Here is a 16,901-nt window from a genome sequence, read left to right on the forward strand (position 1 = left end):
AAAGCCCTTGGCCCGTCAAGCGGTCAGAGTGCTTTATCCACAAGCCAGATCAGCACCACCAAGCCCAACGACAAAGCCCAGCTGTGCCAAAGTGCTGTCACGGAATCATCCACAGCCTGCGGCCCTATATTGCGCCGCCCCTCAGCGTAAACCCAAGGAAAATCACGCATTTCCCCCGCATAGCTGCGCGGGCCGGACAGGGCCACATTCAGCGAAACGGCCATCGCCGCTTCGGGCCAACCGGCGTTGGGCGAGCGGTGCAAGGGCGCATCGCGCAGGATGGGGCCCGCGGCATCAAACCGCCCATGCGCCAACGCAATCAACACGGCGGTCAGTCGCGCGGGGATCAGATTCAGCAGATCATCGAATCGCGCCGCCGCCCAGCCGAATGCGCGGTAGCGGGGGGTCATATGGCCTATCATGCTGTCGGCGGTATTGGTGATTTTATAAAGCAGCAGGCCGGGCAGCCCCGCCACCAGATACCAAAAGATTGGCGCAATCACCCCATCGGAGAGATTTTCCGCGGCACTTTCAATCGCCGCTCTTGCAACGGCTGGTTCATCCAACATGGCTGTATCGCGACCCACGATCCGCCCGACCATCCGCCGCCCATCCCCCAAAGACAGGCGAAGCGCATCGCCCACCGCCTGCACATGCTGCGCCAACGATTTTTGCGCCAGAAGGATGGCGACCACCAGCATCTCGATCAACCCGCAGTCCGGGATCAGATGGATCAGCCAGCCCACAAGCAATGCCGCAAGGCCCAAGCCTGTCATCGCAACAATGCCCTTAGCACGGCGGTCTTCACCCTTGTTCAGTTGTGCCTCGGCCCAACCGACCGCCCGGCCCATCAAGACCGCTGGATGGGGCAAACGGCCCCATAGCCAGCGCGGTTCGCCGAGGGCAGCATCCAGCAGCATCGCTCCGATCAAAAGCCCTGCGCTCATCTCAGACCCTTCATCGCTTGCTCAAACTGTGCCCAGCCCTTTTCATCCCCCGGCAGGCCCAGTCGAAGCCATGTCGGATCATAGGGGAAGCGGCGTGTCCAGACATGCGCCTTGGCCAGATGTTCCTGCCAGTGAAGGGCGTCTTCCACCTGATACAGGCGGAAAAGTGTCGTCCCGCCAATGGCTTTGCCTATCAATTGGTCCAACCGCGCCGCGTCCTGTTCCAGCCTAAGGCGCGTCGCCTTGGCCCAAACCTTGTCCTGTAGGGCCAAGGCCCCAGCCCGCAACGCGGGACCAGACACGGCCCAAGGCCCAATCATCTGGCCAAGACGCGCAATTAAGGCCGGATCGCCGATAGCAAAGCCCAACCGCAGGCCCGCCAAACCCCAGAACTTGCCAAAACTCTTCAGGATCAAGGAGCCGGGCCGGGCGGCCAGATGGATCAGACTGGCCTCTGGCGTCACATCGCAAAAGCTTTCGTCGATCACGACGAAGGGGGCCTTTACATCCTTGGCCGTCCAAAGCCGCCCATCGGGGTTGTTCGGATGCACCAACACCTGACCAGCGCCCTGCGCCATCTGCCAGCCCGCCGCCGCGAAAGCCCGCGCATGTTCGTTGTAGGTTGGCCCCGGAATCTCCACCTTGCCGGGCGGCAACAACCAAGGAATGCGCGCAATCAGGCTTGATGCCCCCGGTGCCACCAGCACCGCCGCCGCCTCTGGCACCTGCCAAAAGTCGCGCGCTGCGGCTTCAATGGCTGCAAAGGCCGCTTTATCGGGCAAACGGTTCCAATCCTCTGCCGTAAAGGCTGGCAAAGGCCAAGGACGCGGATTGATACCCGTCGAGAGGTCCAGCCAATCGGTGGACTTGCCGCCGAATCGCGCCATCGCCGCATCCAACCCGCCACCATGATCGGCGGCGATGCTGAGGTCAGGAAGGTTGGAAATCGGGGACATCATCGACCTTGCTTGGCGTTTCCCCCTCAAACCCCATTCCCGCCGGCGTTTCAATCACCCCTTTGCGTTGCAAAACGGGCACCCACAGCAACGATTCACAAAATCCTCATCCATTCCCTTGATCATTGGAAACATCGGTCCAGAATGTAGGGGGATGAGGGTGTAGTCATGTTGGAATTTTTACCGAAAGACGTGCGTGAGGGGCTGGAAGCCGCTCGCTTGCGCGATTTGAAAAAGCGTTCCCGGCTGCGGCTAGAAATTGAAGGTCAGTCTTTTCCGATCCTGCGTCGCTGGAAAGACGGATTTTCCATTCCTGCAGACAGCGTCCTGCATCTGCGCGGGCTGGTGGATATCTATGACGGGCCCCGGCATGTGTTTCAGGCGCTGATCGTGGCTACGACGGTTGAAAATGGCGAGTTGAACTGCGATTTCAAACGCCATTCCCCGGTCAGCGAAAAACCGGCGCTGGATTTCTGGCGGGATGAAAACGCACCCGTCGGTTATCTGCCCAGCGCCTAAGGCAGCCTAGCCGCCTTGGCAGCCCCAAGTCTCAACCGCACGATCCCCGGCCAGCACGGTGATCCGCACATCTTCGCGGTTCAGCGCAAAGGGCTGACCGCTGTTGCCGACCATATCTGCTGTCGCGCGCAGTGTGCCGCCTTCGCGCAGCGACATGGCCTGACTGACCCAGACGCCCGGCGCACCGCTTTCCAAAACCACGGTTTCGCCTTTGCCTAGGGCAGGCATCGTCAGGCTGGCTGTAACCCGCAAACCATCCGCGATCGGTTCGACCGCGCAGACCGCGTTGCTCAGGCCCAGCTTGCGGGCGGGAAGCGGTTGATCCGCCAAAGCCGCGCGGATAGCAGCATCGCCTTTGCCATCCGGGGCCAGATCGGCGGTGACATGCACCTGTGCCGGAACGCAGATATCGCGACAAACGCCCAGATCGGCGTTCACCGCCAGATGAAGCGGCTGATCCGCATCTTTCAACGCGATCTCCACCGGCAGAACCAGCACATCGTGGTAGCCCAGCGTCTGCATCCCGTTCGTGTCAAAAACCACCGGACGCGGCCAATGCAGGCGCACGCCCGCGACATTCTGCGAGCCCGTCCAGTCAAACTCCGGCGGGATCCCCGCCTCGCCCGGCGCGCGCCAATAGGTTTTCCATCCGGGCGAAAGCTCCAGCTTCAGGGCGGCCATATGGGTGCCATCCGCGGTGCGCCAGCCGGGCAGGATGGTCGCCTGCACCAGATCGGCAGGAAGTTTGCTTTCGCCCAGCGCAGCGCTGCCGAGAATCGCAAGGAACAAGGAAGAGGCACAGGTTTTGATCATGCGGCGACAATAGGCAGCGCGTCGCCGATGGAAAGTCACTTTCGGGCGAGATCACGCAACCGCGACCACGGCGCCACTGTTGCGGGGCTTCACAGCGACGCAGGGGCGGGCCATATTCGGGTCATGGATCTTGGTGGCCATCTGCTGATTGCGATGCCCGGTATGGGTGATCCGCGCTTTGCGCAAAGCGTGGTGTTGGTCTGCGCCCATTCGGCCGAGGGGGCGATGGGGTTGATTATCAACAAACCGGCGCTTGATCTGACCTTTGCCGGACTGCTGGATCAGTTGAAGATTCCGAATGCCCCGGCAGGGCGGGATATTCGCGTGCATTTCGGTGGGCCGGTCGAACGTGGACGGGGTTTTGTGTTGCACACACCCGACTATCGCACGGGTCAGGCCACCATGGCCGTGCCCGGCGGCTACGGCATGACGGCCACGCTGGATGTTCTGCAAGCCTTGGCGCAAGGCGATGGGCCGGAACAGGCACTGCTCGCCTTGGGCTATGCCGGTTGGGGGCCAGGGCAGTTGGAGGCCGAGATTGCGCGGAACGACTGGTTGACCGGGGAAAGTGCTGCCGATCTGGTCTTTTCGCCCGATGATGGTGGTAAATGGGCGGCCGCTTTGGCGCGGCAAGGGATCAGCCCCTTGACGCTTTCGGCAACAGCAGGCCGGGCCTAGCCACCTTGGCGCTTCGACCGCAGCTTGGCGAAATAGTCGATCCGCTTTTTCAACTCGCGCTCAAAACCCCGGTCCGGCGGCGCGTACCAGACGGGCCGTTTCATCCCGTCTGGGAAATAGTTCTGCCCTGAAAATCCGTCTTCGGCATCATGGTCATAGTTGTAACCCGCACCATAGCCAATGTCCTTCATCAGCCGCGTCGGCGCGTTCAGGATGTGTTTCGGCGGGGGCAAGGAACCGCTTTCCGCCGCAGCCGCCCTTGCCGCTTTATAGGCCACATAGACCCCGTTCGATTTCGGTGCCAAAGCCAGATACACCACGGCCTGCGCTAGGGCCAACTCCCCCTCGGGACTGCCCAAACGCTCATAGGTCTGCCACGAGGCCAGACACAATTCCTGCGCTTGCGGATCGGCCAGACCGATATCCTCTACCGCCATCCGCGTGATCCGGCGCGCTAGGAAACGGGGGTCTTCGCCCCCCTCCAGCATCCGCGCGAACCAATACAAGGCGGCGTCCGGGTCGGACCCACGCACCGATTTATGCAGCGCGCTGATAAGGTTGTAATGCTCATCCCCCGATTTGTCGAAACGCGCCGCCCGCCGCATCAGCCGCGTCGTCAGCGCATCGCGGTCCAGATGCCCCGTCACCTTCCAGGCCATCACCTGTTCCACAAGATTCAAAAGCGCCCGACCATCGCCATCCGCCATTTCCAGCAGCGCCTCGCGCGCCTCGCCCGTCAGCGGCAGGCCGCGTTCCAGCGCTTTTTCCGCCCTTTGCGCCAGCCGCTCCAGATCGGCCAGCGTCAGCCGTTCCAGAACAATCACCTGCGCCCGTGACAAAAGCGCCGCGTTCAGTTCAAATGAGGGGTTTTCCGTGGTCGCCCCCACCAGAAGGATCGTCCCATCCTCCATATGCGGCAGGAACCCATCCTGCTGCGCCTTGTTGAATCGGTGGATTTCATCGACGAACAGCAAGGTTCCACCCTGCCCGTTCTGTCGCCGCAGCCGCGCCGTATCAAAGACCTTTCGCAAATCGGGCACGCCGGTAAAGATCGCCGAGACCTGCACGAAATGGCGGTCCGTCGCATCCGCCAGCAGCCGGGCGATGGTCGTCTTGCCCACACCGGGGGGCCCCCACAAGATCAGCGAACCCAGCGAACCCGCCGCCAGCATCGCCCCCAAGGGGCCTTCGGGCGACAGCACCTTTTCCTGCCCGATGACCTGATCCAGCGCACGCGGGCGCAGCCGGTCGGCCAAGGGTCGGTTGGCATCGGAAACAGGGCCTTGGGCGGCATGGTCGAATAGATCGGACATGGGGATAACCTAGGTCCGATCCGTCCTGACGGAAAGCCCCGCTATTTCAGCGTCGCCAGATAGGCCGCCACATCCTCGCCTCCCTTCGCCAGCTTAAAGGTCATCCTTGTCTTTAGCCCCGGATCACCCGTCTTTTCCTGCACCCATTTGTTCGGGTCACTCACATACAAGGCCAACGAAGCCTCGTCCCAGGCCTGCCCATCTGCCCCGGCAGCCAAAAGCGCCGGACCATAGACATATTCCGGCATCCCCCCCACAGGCCGCCCGATCACGCCGTAAAGGTTCGGCCCGGTCTTACCGCCCTTAACCACCACGGTTCCGTCAAAGGCTACCAGCGCATGGCACGCCTTGCACTTGTTGAACTCTTTCTCGCCCACCGCCGGATCGCCCGCCAAAGCCGGATTGGCCAGCAGGGCCAGCAAAACACTGCTGCGCAACAGCATCATTTATCCTCTCATCCAAAGAATATGCCCCTGATTCGGGCATGCGCCTCCAGACTGGAACCAAATGCCGGGTCAGAGCTTTGACCTGTGTCATGCTGCATTCGCAGCAATGTCACAGCGACGTTGCAGGATTCTGCGACGGAAAGACAAAACCGCCCCGTTAATGGCGAAAGACGCCAAGGAACGAAGGACAGGACAGATGGGTCACGCCGCACCGGATCATCCGCCCCGCCAACATCGCAGCCTGTTCCTGTCGGATCTGCATCTGGGCGCCATCGGGTGCCGCGCTGATCTGATCCTCGATTTCCTGCAAAAGAACCGCGCTGAACATTACCATCTCGTCGGCGACATCCTTGACCTTTGGCATGTCGTGATCCCGCATTGGACCGACACGCATCAGGCCGTGATCGACCATTTGCACCTTCGGCAGGCCGAAGGTGCGCGCATCACTTATGTCCGGGGCAACCACGACCCGGCTCCTGAAACGGCGCATCCCTCGCGTGCACTGCGCGTCGAAACCTGTCTGGAAATCGTGCATCAGGCCGGGGATGGTCGGCGCTATCTTATCATTCACGGCGACGGGCAGGACAATTGGCTATTTCAGTCGAACCTTCTGCGGCGCATCGGCAGTCGGCTGGACCATGGACTGCGGGCCTTGGACCGCGTGATCGATGATTGGATCCTTCGGCTGCGCGACCCAAAACGGGGGCCTTTTGCCAAGGCGCTGCATCTGCTGAACCATTGGCTTTATCCCGACCGGTCGCATGAACGGCGTCTGATTGATCTGGCGCGTCTGCGGGGTGTCGATGGGGTGATCTGCGGCCATTTCCACATTGCGGCGCTGCATGAACGCCATGGGCTGCTCTACGGCAACTGTGGCGACTGGTTGGACAGTTTCACCGCCTTGGCCGAGGATTTTTCGGGCCGACTGCATCTGCTGGATGTCCGTGCCATGGCCGTCCAGCGTGGTCAGTCGGCGCAGGGCCAGGCGGTGATCGCATGATCGGTACTGTTCTGGCCAGTGGATTGCTGACCGCACATCTGGCCACGGTTGGACTGGTCGGCTGGCGGCTGACGCAAGGCACAGGTCGGCGTGGCGTGATCACGGGCCAACCAATGATCACACTGCTGCGCCCAGTCTGCGGCGTGGATGCCTTTGACCGGGAAACGCTGGAATCTTCGTTCCTGCAAGATTGGCCAGACTATGAGTTGATTTTCTGCGCCCCATCCGAGCGCGACCCGGCGGTGGCCTTGGTGCGTGAACTGATAGCAAAGCATCCAGAAGTGCGCGCCCTGCTGTTGGCTGGGCAAACTCGGATCACCGGCAACCCAAAACTCGACAACCTGTGGAAGGGTTGGCAGGCGGCGGGGGCCGAATGGATTTGCATGGCGGACAGCAATCTGATGCTACCGCCCAACTATCTGCGCAGCCTTGTTGCCGCTTGGGATGACAAGACCGGCCTTGTCACATCGCCCGCCGCAGGCAGTCGCGCCGACGGATGGGCCGCATCATTGGAGGCCGCCTTTCTGAACGGCAACCAAGGGCGGCTGCAATTGGCTTGCGACAGCCTAGGCCAAGGCTTTGCCCAAGGCAAAAGCCTGTTCTGGAACAAGTCCCTGCTGGAAGAGGCCGGGGGCCTGCTGAAACTGGGCCGCTGGTTGGCCGAGGATGTCTCGGCCACGCGTCTGGTGCGGGCGATGGGCCGCAAGGTGCGACTGACACCCGCCCCCTTTGCACAGCCCCTGGGGCGGCGGAAGTTTCGCGCGGTCTGGGATCGACAGTTGCGCTGGAGCAGGGTGCGGCGCGACGGTTTTCCCGGCATCTTTGCGCTGGAGTGGGTGAATGGCGCCTTTCTGCCCGTGCTTTTGCTTATGCTGGCAGGACACAGCGAATTGCTCCTGCCCTTTGTCGCTTTGTGGTATGGGGCCGAATGGGCCTTGGCCCGGCTGGCGGGCTGGCCGCATGGCTGGCGCGATCTTTTGGCGATGCCGCTGCGTGATGCCTTGATCTGGCCGCTTTGGCTGGCCACCTGGGCGCGGCGCGGCATCGTCTGGCGTGGCCATGAAATGGATATCCCCGAGGCGAGTTGATGAGTGATCTGAGTGCCATTCCCGAACTGATCAGCGCCTATGGCCTGATCACCCTTGTCCCCTTGGCCATTCTTGAAGGCCCCATCGTCACCATCATTGCCGGGTGGTTGGCCAGCATCGGCCTGTTGAACCCCTTGGGCGTGCTGGTCGCGGCCGTCGTGGGCGACTTGCTGGGCGATCTTTTGCTTTACGGGATCGGCAGGGGCTTGCGGCTGGACCGACTGCCCTATGTCGGGCGCTGGCTGCGTCTGCCGCGTACGCAACTGGTGCCGCTGGTGCGGACGATCCGCGACAACGGCACCAAGATTTTGATCATAGGCAAAGTGACCCATGCCGCAGGCTTTGCTGTCTTGCTGGCCGCTGGGGCCGCCAAAATGAACCTGCTGCAATTCACCCTAATCAACCTGCTGTGCAACGTCCCCAAATCGGCGATCTTTGTCACTTTGGGCTATTTGGTGGGTGAGGCCTATGGTCGTGCCTCGGCGTGGCTCGGCTGGGGTTCGGCTGTGGTCTTTGTGGGACTGTTGGCGGGCGGGTTCTGGTGGCTGATGCAGCGACGGGCCGCCATATGTTGACCTGCCTGATCCCCGCTTGGAACGAGGCCCCCCGGATTGCCGCTGTCCTGCAATCTGTGATCGATCATCCGCTGATCGACCGTATTCTGGTCATTGATGATGGATCGACAGACGGCACTGGCGATGTCGCGCGCAGCTTGGGGGCCGAAGTGCTGCGAACTCCCGGAAACCTTGGCAAGACTGCGGCTCTGGTCATGGGCTTGCAAAAGGTGATGGATGGACATGTGCTGCTGCTGGATGCTGATCTGATTGGCCTGACCAAGGCTGATCTTTCGGCCCTGATCCTGCCGGTTCAATCGGGGCAAGCGACGGCCAGCTTTTCGTTGCGCGGCAACGCACCTTGGGTTTGGCGGCTGATCGGACTGGACTACATTAGTGGCGAGCGGGTTATTCCGCTGAATCTTCTGACGCCGCATCTGGACAAGATTGCCGCCCTACCACGCTTTGGTTTTGAAGTATTCCTCAACAAGCTTTTGATCCATGCCGGCATCCGTCTGGCCATCGTGTCATGGCCAAAGGTGGCCAGCCCAAGCAAGGCCAGCAAAAGAGGCTGCCTTGTCGCAGGATTGCGTGCCGATTTGGCGATGATCGGCGACATGTTCCGAACGATGGGCCTAGTAGGTTGTGTTGCTCAGATTTTGGCGTTGCGCCGCCAGCGGATATAGACCTGCGACGCAGGTTGTCCGACAGATGTCGTTTCCAGCATTGACGTCCTTCCCCTTTCAAGCCAGAGCTTGGGCATGATGGTTCCCGGCCAAACCACGCGCGGCCGGGTGAAAAGGGAATACGGTGAGGTGTAGGCAACAGCCGCCAAATCCGTGACTGCCCCCGCAACTGTAAGCGGCGAGCGAACCCCGATGCCACTGGCCCCTATGGGCCGGGAAGGTGGGGCAAGCCTAGACCCGCAAGTCAGGAGACCTGCCATCGAACGCTTAAACCACCGGGCGGGGTGCCCCGGAAGGAGTATTCGATGGACGATTCCCAGCGTCGGCCCGTGGCCACGCCCGCCTATTCCGTGGTGCAATCCGCGCCGCACCAGATTCTGGTGTGCAAAGCCTGCAAGCACAAGGGCGAGGCCTGCAAACCCGGCTTTGCCCTGCTGAAAAAGCTGCGCGCCGCGATTGAAACCGCGGGCCTTGGCGATGATTTTGAAGTGTCGGGCACCGCCTGTCTGGCGGGCTGCGTGCCTGCCCATGGCGAACCCTGTGTCGTCGCTTGGCGGGCCACGGCCAAGGCCACCTGGATGTTCGGCGACATCGACCCCGACCAACCCATCGACGACCTGATCGAATTTTCCCGCCTTTACGCCGCACTCGATGATGGCTGGTGCAGCGGCAAGGATTGCCCGCCCCGCCTTTGCGACAACACCTTGGCCCGCATTCCGGCCGCGATCATCGTCACCCGCGAAGGGGCGATCCAATGACCGCCGCCGTCGAACTCGAATCCGTTTGTTGGGGCCCAAAGGGGCAACCCGACATTCTGTCCGACATTTCCCTTTCTGTCCCAAAGGGCCAGATCGTCGCCATCTGCGGCGCGAATGGCGCGGGCAAGTCCTCACTCCTGCGGCTGATCTATCGCTATCAGCCCCCACGCCGGGGCACCGTGCGCCTGCTGGGCCGTGATCTTTGGCTGATCAACGCGCCCGAAGCGGCCCGCACCGTCGCCGCCGTCTTGCAGGAACAGCCCACCGATTTCGCTCTGACTGTGCGCCAGATCGTCGCCTTGGGCCGACTGCCCCACCGCAAGGGCTGGGGCGCGGGCCTTGCCACACCCGGCCAGCAAGACAAGGCGATCATCGACGCGGCCATCGTGCGGATGGATCTTGCAACCATGGCCGAACGCGCCTTTGGCACCCTGTCGGGCGGCGAACGCCAGCGCGTCATGGTCGCCCGCGCCTTGGCGCAGGAACCGCAGGTGATTGTGCTGGATGAACCCACCAACCATCTGGACATCCGCCACCAGTTGGAATTGCTCGCCCTGCTGCGCGGCCTTGGCCTGACCGTCATCACCACCCTGCACGACCTTTCCCTCGCCGCCGAATTCGCCGACCGGGTGATCGTCCTGCATCAGGGCCGCGTGCTGTCGGACGGCCCGCCCGAAACCGCGCTGGACGAACCCACGCTCGCCCGCGCCTTCAACGTCCGCGCCCGCATCGACCGCTCCGGCCCTGCCCCCCGCTTTTCATTTCACCTGTAAGAAAGCCCCTCCATGATCCGCCTATCCTTTGCCGCCCTGCTGCTGTCTGCTGCCCCCGCCTTGGCCTTCCCCGTCACCGTCAAAAGCTGTGACCGCGATGTCACCTTTGACACCGCGCCGACCCGCGCCATTTCCAACGATGTGAACCTGACCGAAATGATGCTGGTTCTAGGGCTGGCCGACCGGATGGTCGGCTATACCGGCATTTCCGGCTGGAAAACGCTGGATGCCGAAATGCGTGAAGGCGTGGCCGAACTGCCGGAACTCTCTGCAAAATACCCGACGAAAGAGGTTCTGGCCGGGGCCGAGGCGGACTTTTTCTTTGCAGGCTGGAACTACGGGATGAAGGTCGGCGGCGAGGTCACGCCCGAAACGCTTTCCCCCTTGGGCATCCAGACCTATGAATTGACCGAAAGCTGCATCCATATCGGAGCCAAGGCCAAATCCTCGATGGACGATATGTACAACGACATCCTGAATCTCGGCACGATCTTTGGCGTCAGTGACAAGGCGACGGCCTTGGTGGATGGCTACAAGACCCATCTGGCCAAAGTGACCGCTGGCGTGGACCGCAGCAACCCCCTGCGCGTCTTTGTCTATGATAGCGGCGAAGAGGCCCCCTTTACCGCCGGAAAATACGCCATGCCGACGGCCCTGATCGAGGCGGCCGGGGGTATGAACATCATGGACGATCTGGAAAAATCCTGGGCCGAAATCGGCTGGGAGGCTGTGGTCGAACGCAATCCGCAAGTGGTGGTGATCGTGAACTATGGCGATGTGACCGCCGAACAAAAGATCGCCTTCATGAAGGAAAGCCCCGCCTTCGCCAGCATCGACGCTGTGAAAAACGACCGTTTTGTGGTGCTGGAATATGTCGAGGCGACCCCCGGCCCGCGCAACATCAAGGCTGTTGAAAAGCTGGTCGCAGGTTTCGCGGAATGACCGACGCCACCGCCCCCCATCCCTTGGCCCCCCACCGCCTCGCTCGTCGCATCGGCTTTCGCGCGGGCGGTCTGCTCTTGGCCTTTGGCCTGCTGCTGATCTCGGTCATCATCGCCGTCTCGGTGGGGGCGGTGGGCATTCCCCTGCGCACGGTCTGGGGCATCGCCCTGGACCACATCGCCCCCGGTCTGATCACCCCGGATTGGAGCGCGGGCCGCGCCAACATCGTCTGGGAAATCCGCTTTCCAAGGGTCATTCTGGCGGGCTTTGTCGGGGCGGGCCTTGGGCTCGTTGGGGCGGCCCTGCAGGCCGTGACCCGCAACCCCTTGGCCGACCCGCATCTTTTGGGCATTTCTTCGGGCGCGGCCTTTGGGGCCATTCTGGCACTGATGCACACGGGGATGTTTCTGGGCCTGCTGACCGTGCCGCTGCTCGCCTTCTGCGGGGCCTTGATGGCCACGCTCATGGTTCTGGGCGTCGCCCGCGTGGCCGGGGCCACCAGTGCCGACCGTCTTATTCTGGCGGGCGTCGCCATCAGCTTTGTCATCATGGCCGGGGCCAATATCCTGATCTTTCTGGGCGACCCCCGCGCCACCCATACGGTTGTCTTCTGGATGCTGGGCGGCCTTGGCCTTGCGCAATGGTCGCATCTGGTCTGGCCTCTCGCCGTGCTGCTGCCCTGCGGGCTTTGGCTTTGGGCGCAGTCCGGGCGGCTGAACGCCATGTCCTTGGGCGATGAAACCGCCGCCAGTCTGGGGATCGAGGTCGGCCGCTTTCGCCTGACCGTCTTTGTCATGGCCGCCCTGATCACCGGGGTCATGGTCGCCTTTTCCGGCCTCATCGGCTTTGTCGGTCTTATGATGCCGCATCTCGTGCGTCTCGTCACAGGCGGCGACAATGCCCGTGTCTTGCCCGGTTCCGCGCTGGCCGGGGCCGTTTTCTTGGTTTGGGCCGATGCTGGCGCGCGTGTCGTGATGGCCCCCGAGGATTTGCCCATTGGTATCGTTACAGGACTCTGTGGAGGACTATTCTTTATCACGATGCTGGCACGACGGCAGTAGCGTCAGGTCGAACGGAAAGCGGGGATGGGCTTGTCAAAGTCAACGAGTTGTTGCCGGATCTGCTCGCCTTTTCGACAGGCGTGAATAAAAACCGTTCTGCGCCATAGATCGTCACAAGGCCGAAGGGGCCCCGGCGCGCTGCGCAACCGGGTGATTCAATTTCTGAACGGGATAACCCCCACGAAAGTAAGAGGGATAAATTGAATTTTCTCGACAAGTTTAACCAAAGAATTTTGAATAAAGACTAGCTGATATATTGAGGCGCCGATTTCGGCGCCCCGCAGCAGGCGAAAAGCGATCGGCCTGTTGCCAAATAAGGGGAATAAGGGCGTCGACAGCGGCCTAGAGTAGATCAGCGGCACATTGCTGAACTGGGCTGCGTAACGCAGCATCACATCCAGCGTATCGAACCCGGTCAGCCGCAGCAGCGGGCCTAATTCGAGCGCGGCCACCGCACCATCAGCTAGGAATGGCTGGATCGGTACATCCTAATGACCATCGAGGAGGGATCACACTTCGCTACGCAATGGCTTTGAGCGTGCCCAAACGACCGCCCGACCCGACCATGAGCATCGCCGTCATTGACCTATTGTTGACCCGCAAATTTCGCTCTTGCCCCCCTTCGCTATTTCTCCCTCCGCTTCAGGCTTCCGACGATCGCGCGTATCTCGTCCTCGAGATGCTGGCCACGGTAGACGAATGATGTCTCGTGCCGGGCATACTGGCCCTGCCGATCAGCGCTCAGCCAGTTGTAGGACCCGATACACAGTAGGTCGCTGTCGATTGCCACGATCTTGCTGTGCAACTTCGGCAGCTTGTGGAGACGGACCCCGATCTTGGCAAAGAGCTTCTCGACCGCTTCCATCTGGGTCTGGCCACCGGCGGCCGGTCCCTCGTTGAGCAAGGGGTCGGCGAACACATCGATCTCGGCACCTCGACGGATAGCCCCTTCGAAGGCGGCGATCAGGCCGACGCGTTCCATCGTGCCCGCGATCACCCAAGGGCTGACGATCGTGTAGCGCCGCCCACCCGCAGAAAGTGCGTCCAGCAAGAATGCATCGTGCCCGACAGCATCCCGCAGCATCTGGATCTGGCCGCTTCCTTGTTTCAGGTCCGTCCGGGGCTCGGCCGCGAACTCAAGCGCATTGGTCTCTGAGGCGAACAGGAACTCCGACAAGATCGAACGGGGCGATCCGGTCTGTGCTGCGGCCATGACATCCATATCGCCGAAGACGAGGCAGTTGTCCTTGGCTCGAGAGACGGTAACATTCAGCATGCTAGGCGATGCATCGACGAAGCCGCCGTCGGCGTGCTTGGAATAGACGGGGGAGAAGATCACGACCGGCCGTTCAGCGCCCTGGAGGGCGTGGACCGTGCCAATGGTCATGCCTTCGCGCCCGTCCACCGAAATCCTCCGGCTGGCACAGGCGTCGCGGATTTCGCGCACCTGACGGCCAAAGGGCGTGACGATCCCGACAATCTGCTCAAGGGGCCGACGATAGCGCGCCTCAAGCCCAGCGCGGTTTTCATCAAGCCAGGCGGCGATCGTCTGAGCCTCAAGCAGGTTGGCCCGACTGCTGCCCGAGGTCACCGCTCGCCCATCGATATGGAGATACCCAAGCGCCGGAAGTCCTGCGTCTGCGGGGGCCTTTCCCCGCAGCGGCCGGAGCTTTCCCTTGTAGCACAAAGCATTGCTGAAGCTGATGATCTCGTCATAGCACCGCCGATGCTCGAAGAGGTAGAGCCCCTTCTCAAGATCAGGATAGGGTGACACACGGCAGGCCTCTTGCGCGAGGCGCATCGCACTGCCGGTTGTGCTGCAAATCCCGCTTGCTGACAGCGCATCAATGTCGGTCTCTCCGCCCAGAAGCCCGCAGTTCCGAAGATTGCCGACGTCAACCGGTCGCGGCACTGAAGAGATCGGTTCGATCTGCTGCGTATCCCCGATGACAAGGGCGCGTTTCGCGAGGGCGAACGATGCTCCAGCGACCTCGGGCAGAACCTGACCAGCCTCGTCGACGATCAAAAGGTCGATGAAGTCGAAAAGGTACTCTGTCGCCCATTTCCCTCCATCGCGCCGTGTGTAGGTCATCTTGCCGGGCAGGCTGGCGAAGGTGGCCACGGCGCAAGGCGTCAACATCATCCGACGATGCCACCGGGGAATGACGGTCGCTTTGCCATTCTTACCCTTCGCAGCAACGATTGCGGCGAGGTCGGCCTCCATCGCCAGCAGCCAGCGCCCTTCCCAGTAGTGCGTCGCCAAAAGGAACAACGGGAAGCGGGTTTCGAGGTCTGCACGGCGTTCCAGTTCGGCGATGTCGTCACCACTGCTGAAGGCTGACACTGCGCCTTCCCAGCTTCTTTCCGCCTCAAGGAACTCGCGACGCAGGGCCCTCGCCCTTACGAGTGCCTGTTCAGCAGCCTTTAGCGCTGCCTCTGCTGACCCCAGTTCGGTCCTGACCCGATCCTCGATCTCGCTGACGCGCTTTGCGTTCTCCAAGCCTGGCAACAGATCGCCGATTGCCAGCCGGGCGCGCAATGCGCGCTTTTCCTTGACCGACGAAAGGAACCCAACAACTGCCGTCAGCGAGGACTCCGAAGCCAGATGCTGATCAAGCGCCGCCCTTGCCCCCCGCAGCCTCTCGAGCGCGGCAGTGCGCTGGGCGACGTCTTCTGCCCGTCTAGCCTCAGTTGCTTCGGGGTCGGGGCCTAGTTGCGCGTTGAGGGCTTCAGTCGCCGCATGGCGTGCGCTGGCGGCTGTATCGATGCGAGAAAGCTTCTCGACCTCGGCTGCCATCCGCCTTTGAAGGGCCGACACCACAGAAGCCACGTCAGGGTTCGGCGTGTCCGGAAAGGCGACCCTAGCGGCCAGCAAGTACGCTTCCTTTGCGCGCTGGACATAGGCAACCGTTTCTCGCTCGGTCTGGAACTCTTCGGTCTGGTAGCGACGCGCCGCTTCCAGTCGCCGCGAGTGCGAGGCAAGGAACATCCCAAAGCTCTCCACCTCGGGCAGCCACCGCCCGGCGAAGCGCCCCTCCCCTTTTCCGAAATCCTTCCCAAAGGCGTCGATGATGTTCGTGACAGCCTGGTTGTTGGACGATGCTGCGACGATCACTGGCGGATCGTCTCCACGAAGCGCAGCACGCACCCAGAGCCCGGCGACGGCCGAGAGCAACATGGTCGTCTTGCCGGTGCCGGGCGGGCCGTTGACGGCTATCACCTCGCCCGGTGCGGACGTGTCCAGCCAAGCCAAGACCTGCCTCTGATGTTCGGCAAGCGGGAAGGTCGCATTCGAATGTCCAAGGCGCCGCGCGAACTCCCTCTCGATCCGATGGTCAAGGCCACCTACTACCTTACGTGGCTGCGCGATCTGCCCAAGTAACGGGGCAGCGGGCTTTTCGGCGAGGAGCTTGTCGTATAGATCAAGGATGCCGCGCACCGTGGCATTGGCATCTTCGGCGAGTTCGAGGAACCCCAAACCGATCGGTTGGTAGTCCGCATCACCACGCGGCCAGCCCTGCGAAACCGCATCTACCATCTTGCGGCAATGACCAAGGTATTCCTGCCATGCGCCTTCGCCTGCCATTTCCGGCAGGGGACTTTCCGTCAGAAACGAGTCCAGCGCATCAACCGATCCGATGGCAAACTCGCCGGAGGGCAAAGGCGTTAGCAGGTCGCGCGCCAAAGCATTTCGGGTGGGGGTGATCCGCCCGGCCCTATCAACCGTCGCCTCGGTCACCACAGGCGCGACGATTTCCGGCAGCCCGCCCGCCCACGCGGCCCCATGCGACGATTTCCGCGCCATCACCAACGGCCAGAACCGAATACCCATGGCTTTGGCCGAAGCCTGACCGCGGAAAACACGCTCGATAACCTCAACGGGCAAAACGCCGGACTTCAGTGCTTCGGCCGGTACGTCCACAAACCGCTTCCGATCGGCTTGCGTGAACTTCCCTTCACCAAGCGCCCCGTCGGCAAGCGCGGTCCGCCAGTATCGAAGTATTGCTTCCCTCGCCTCAGTCATTTGGAGCGGTTGCCCGGTCCAAAGACGCGGACCGCCCGCTTCGCGGCTAGGGAATGCCCGTCGATCGCTTGTTCGAAATCAGTCCAGCCAGAAAACCCAAGTCCAACGTCTTTCATCGTAAATCCATTGCCGTCGATCATACTGCCCGACGATGCACGCCTTAGGATTGCTGCGCAATGGTATGTTCATGAGTATGTCCGTCGACGTAGCTCGCTGCACGACTATGCGTGCTGTTGCGGTTTTTCTTTGGCGGTGTTGATGTTGGGTACACGAATGCACAAAGGGCCCCGCGGGGCGTTGTTCGTGTCTTTGATCTTACGCGATTTTCTGGTTGCGGGGGCAG

Annotated in this window: 17 protein-coding genes and 1 riboswitch; of the genes, 10 read left to right on the plus strand and 7 right to left on the minus strand. The window is 61.9% G+C overall.

The window, feature by feature from the left end; translation table 11 throughout:
• Positions 1–23: 23 nt before the first annotated feature.
• Positions 24–947: an adenosylcobinamide-phosphate synthase CbiB gene (gene cbiB / locus IE095_RS15900; protein WP_189412867.1), complete on the minus strand. Its 924-nt coding sequence runs from the start codon at positions 945–947 to the stop codon at positions 24–26.
• Entirely contained in the window at positions 944–1,903 is a 960-nt protein-coding gene (locus IE095_RS15905; protein WP_229804849.1) for a threonine-phosphate decarboxylase, read from the minus strand. The genes cbiB and IE095_RS15905 overlap by 4 nt, the downstream gene beginning before the upstream one ends.
• A gap of 168 nt (positions 1,904–2,071) precedes the next feature.
• Here IE095_RS15905 and IE095_RS15910 point away from each other — a divergent pair, with 168 nt between their 5' ends.
• On the plus strand, positions 2,072–2,422 hold the full coding sequence (locus IE095_RS15910) for a hypothetical protein (RefSeq protein ID WP_189412871.1): 351 nt from the start codon (positions 2,072–2,074) through the stop codon (positions 2,420–2,422).
• A 6-nt stretch (positions 2,423–2,428) separates the two neighbouring features.
• Here IE095_RS15910 and IE095_RS15915 read toward each other — a convergent pair whose 3' ends face one another.
• Positions 2,429–3,235, minus strand: coding sequence for a protein-disulfide reductase DsbD domain-containing protein (locus IE095_RS15915; protein WP_189412873.1), 807 nt, complete (start codon positions 3,233–3,235; stop codon positions 2,429–2,431).
• A 123-nt stretch (positions 3,236–3,358) separates the two neighbouring features.
• On the opposite strand from IE095_RS15915, the gene IE095_RS15920 reads away from it, so the two are divergent.
• Positions 3,359–3,913: a YqgE/AlgH family protein gene (locus IE095_RS15920; RefSeq protein ID WP_189412905.1), complete on the plus strand. Its 555-nt coding sequence runs from the start codon at positions 3,359–3,361 to the stop codon at positions 3,911–3,913.
• On the opposite strand, the gene IE095_RS15925 is transcribed toward IE095_RS15920, so the two are convergent.
• Both IE095_RS15925 and IE095_RS15930 read right to left on the minus strand, forming a co-directional pair.
• Complete coding sequence (locus IE095_RS15925; RefSeq protein ID WP_189412875.1) at positions 3,910–5,226, minus strand: replication-associated recombination protein A; 1,317 nt, start codon at positions 5,224–5,226, stop codon at positions 3,910–3,912. The genes IE095_RS15920 and IE095_RS15925 overlap by 4 nt on opposite strands.
• A 41-nt stretch (positions 5,227–5,267) precedes the next feature.
• On the minus strand, positions 5,268–5,669 hold the full coding sequence (locus IE095_RS15930; RefSeq protein ID WP_229804851.1) for a c-type cytochrome: 402 nt from the start codon (positions 5,667–5,669) through the stop codon (positions 5,268–5,270).
• Positions 5,670–5,868: 199 nt separating this feature from the next.
• Here IE095_RS15930 and IE095_RS15935 point away from each other — a divergent pair, with 199 nt between their 5' ends.
• From IE095_RS15935 to IE095_RS15970, 8 genes are all read left to right on the plus strand, one after another.
• The gene (locus IE095_RS15935) at positions 5,869–6,672 is read left to right on the plus strand and encodes a UDP-2,3-diacylglucosamine diphosphatase (RefSeq protein WP_189412879.1); all 804 of its coding nucleotides are present in this window, start codon (positions 5,869–5,871) and stop codon (positions 6,670–6,672) included.
• A complete protein-coding gene (locus IE095_RS15940; protein WP_189412880.1) occupies positions 6,669–7,760 on the plus strand; it encodes a ceramide glucosyltransferase in 1,092 nt (363 codons plus the stop codon). Before IE095_RS15935 ends, IE095_RS15940 begins: the two co-directional genes overlap by 4 nt.
• Positions 7,760–8,335 (plus strand): DedA family protein, encoded by a 576-nt coding sequence (locus IE095_RS15945; protein ID WP_189412883.1) that lies wholly within the window; start codon positions 7,760–7,762, stop codon positions 8,333–8,335. The genes IE095_RS15940 and IE095_RS15945 overlap by 1 nt, the downstream gene beginning before the upstream one ends.
• Positions 8,329–9,000 carry a glycosyltransferase family 2 protein gene (locus tag IE095_RS15950; RefSeq protein WP_189412907.1) on the plus strand — a complete coding sequence of 224 codons (672 nt, stop codon included), beginning with the start codon at positions 8,329–8,331 and terminating at the stop codon, positions 8,998–9,000. Before IE095_RS15945 ends, IE095_RS15950 begins: the two co-directional genes overlap by 7 nt.
• A gap of 62 nt (positions 9,001–9,062) precedes the next feature.
• Positions 9,063–9,275: riboswitch (cobalamin riboswitch) on the plus strand.
• 30 nt (positions 9,276–9,305) lie between these two features.
• The gene (locus tag IE095_RS15955; protein WP_189412884.1) at positions 9,306–9,758 is read left to right on the plus strand and encodes a DUF1636 family protein; all 453 of its coding nucleotides are present in this window, start codon (positions 9,306–9,308) and stop codon (positions 9,756–9,758) included.
• Positions 9,755–10,531: an ABC transporter ATP-binding protein gene (locus tag IE095_RS15960; protein ID WP_189412887.1), complete on the plus strand. Its 777-nt coding sequence runs from the start codon at positions 9,755–9,757 to the stop codon at positions 10,529–10,531. Before IE095_RS15955 ends, IE095_RS15960 begins: the two co-directional genes overlap by 4 nt.
• A gap of 12 nt (positions 10,532–10,543) precedes the next feature.
• Entirely contained in the window at positions 10,544–11,473 is a 930-nt protein-coding gene (locus IE095_RS15965; RefSeq protein ID WP_189412888.1) for an ABC transporter substrate-binding protein, read from the plus strand.
• Positions 11,470–12,534 (plus strand): FecCD family ABC transporter permease, encoded by a 1,065-nt coding sequence (locus IE095_RS15970; RefSeq protein ID WP_189412890.1) that lies wholly within the window; start codon positions 11,470–11,472, stop codon positions 12,532–12,534. The genes IE095_RS15965 and IE095_RS15970 overlap by 4 nt, the downstream gene beginning before the upstream one ends.
• Positions 12,535–12,689: 155 nt before the next feature.
• On the opposite strand, the gene IE095_RS18740 is transcribed toward IE095_RS15970, so the two are convergent.
• Both IE095_RS18740 and IE095_RS15980 read right to left on the minus strand, forming a co-directional pair.
• The gene (locus IE095_RS18740) at positions 12,690–12,986 is read right to left on the minus strand and encodes a hypothetical protein (protein ID WP_189412891.1); all 297 of its coding nucleotides are present in this window, start codon (positions 12,984–12,986) and stop codon (positions 12,690–12,692) included.
• 173 nt (positions 12,987–13,159) lie between these two features.
• Positions 13,160–16,558 carry an AAA domain-containing protein gene (locus IE095_RS15980; RefSeq protein ID WP_189412893.1) on the minus strand — a complete coding sequence of 1,133 codons (3,399 nt, stop codon included), beginning with the start codon at positions 16,556–16,558 and terminating at the stop codon, positions 13,160–13,162.
• Positions 16,559–16,901 lie beyond the last annotated feature (343 nt).

The sequence above is a fragment of the Neogemmobacter tilapiae genome (assembly GCF_014652215.1).
Lineage (GTDB): Bacteria > Pseudomonadota > Alphaproteobacteria > Rhodobacterales > Rhodobacteraceae > Neogemmobacter > Neogemmobacter tilapiae.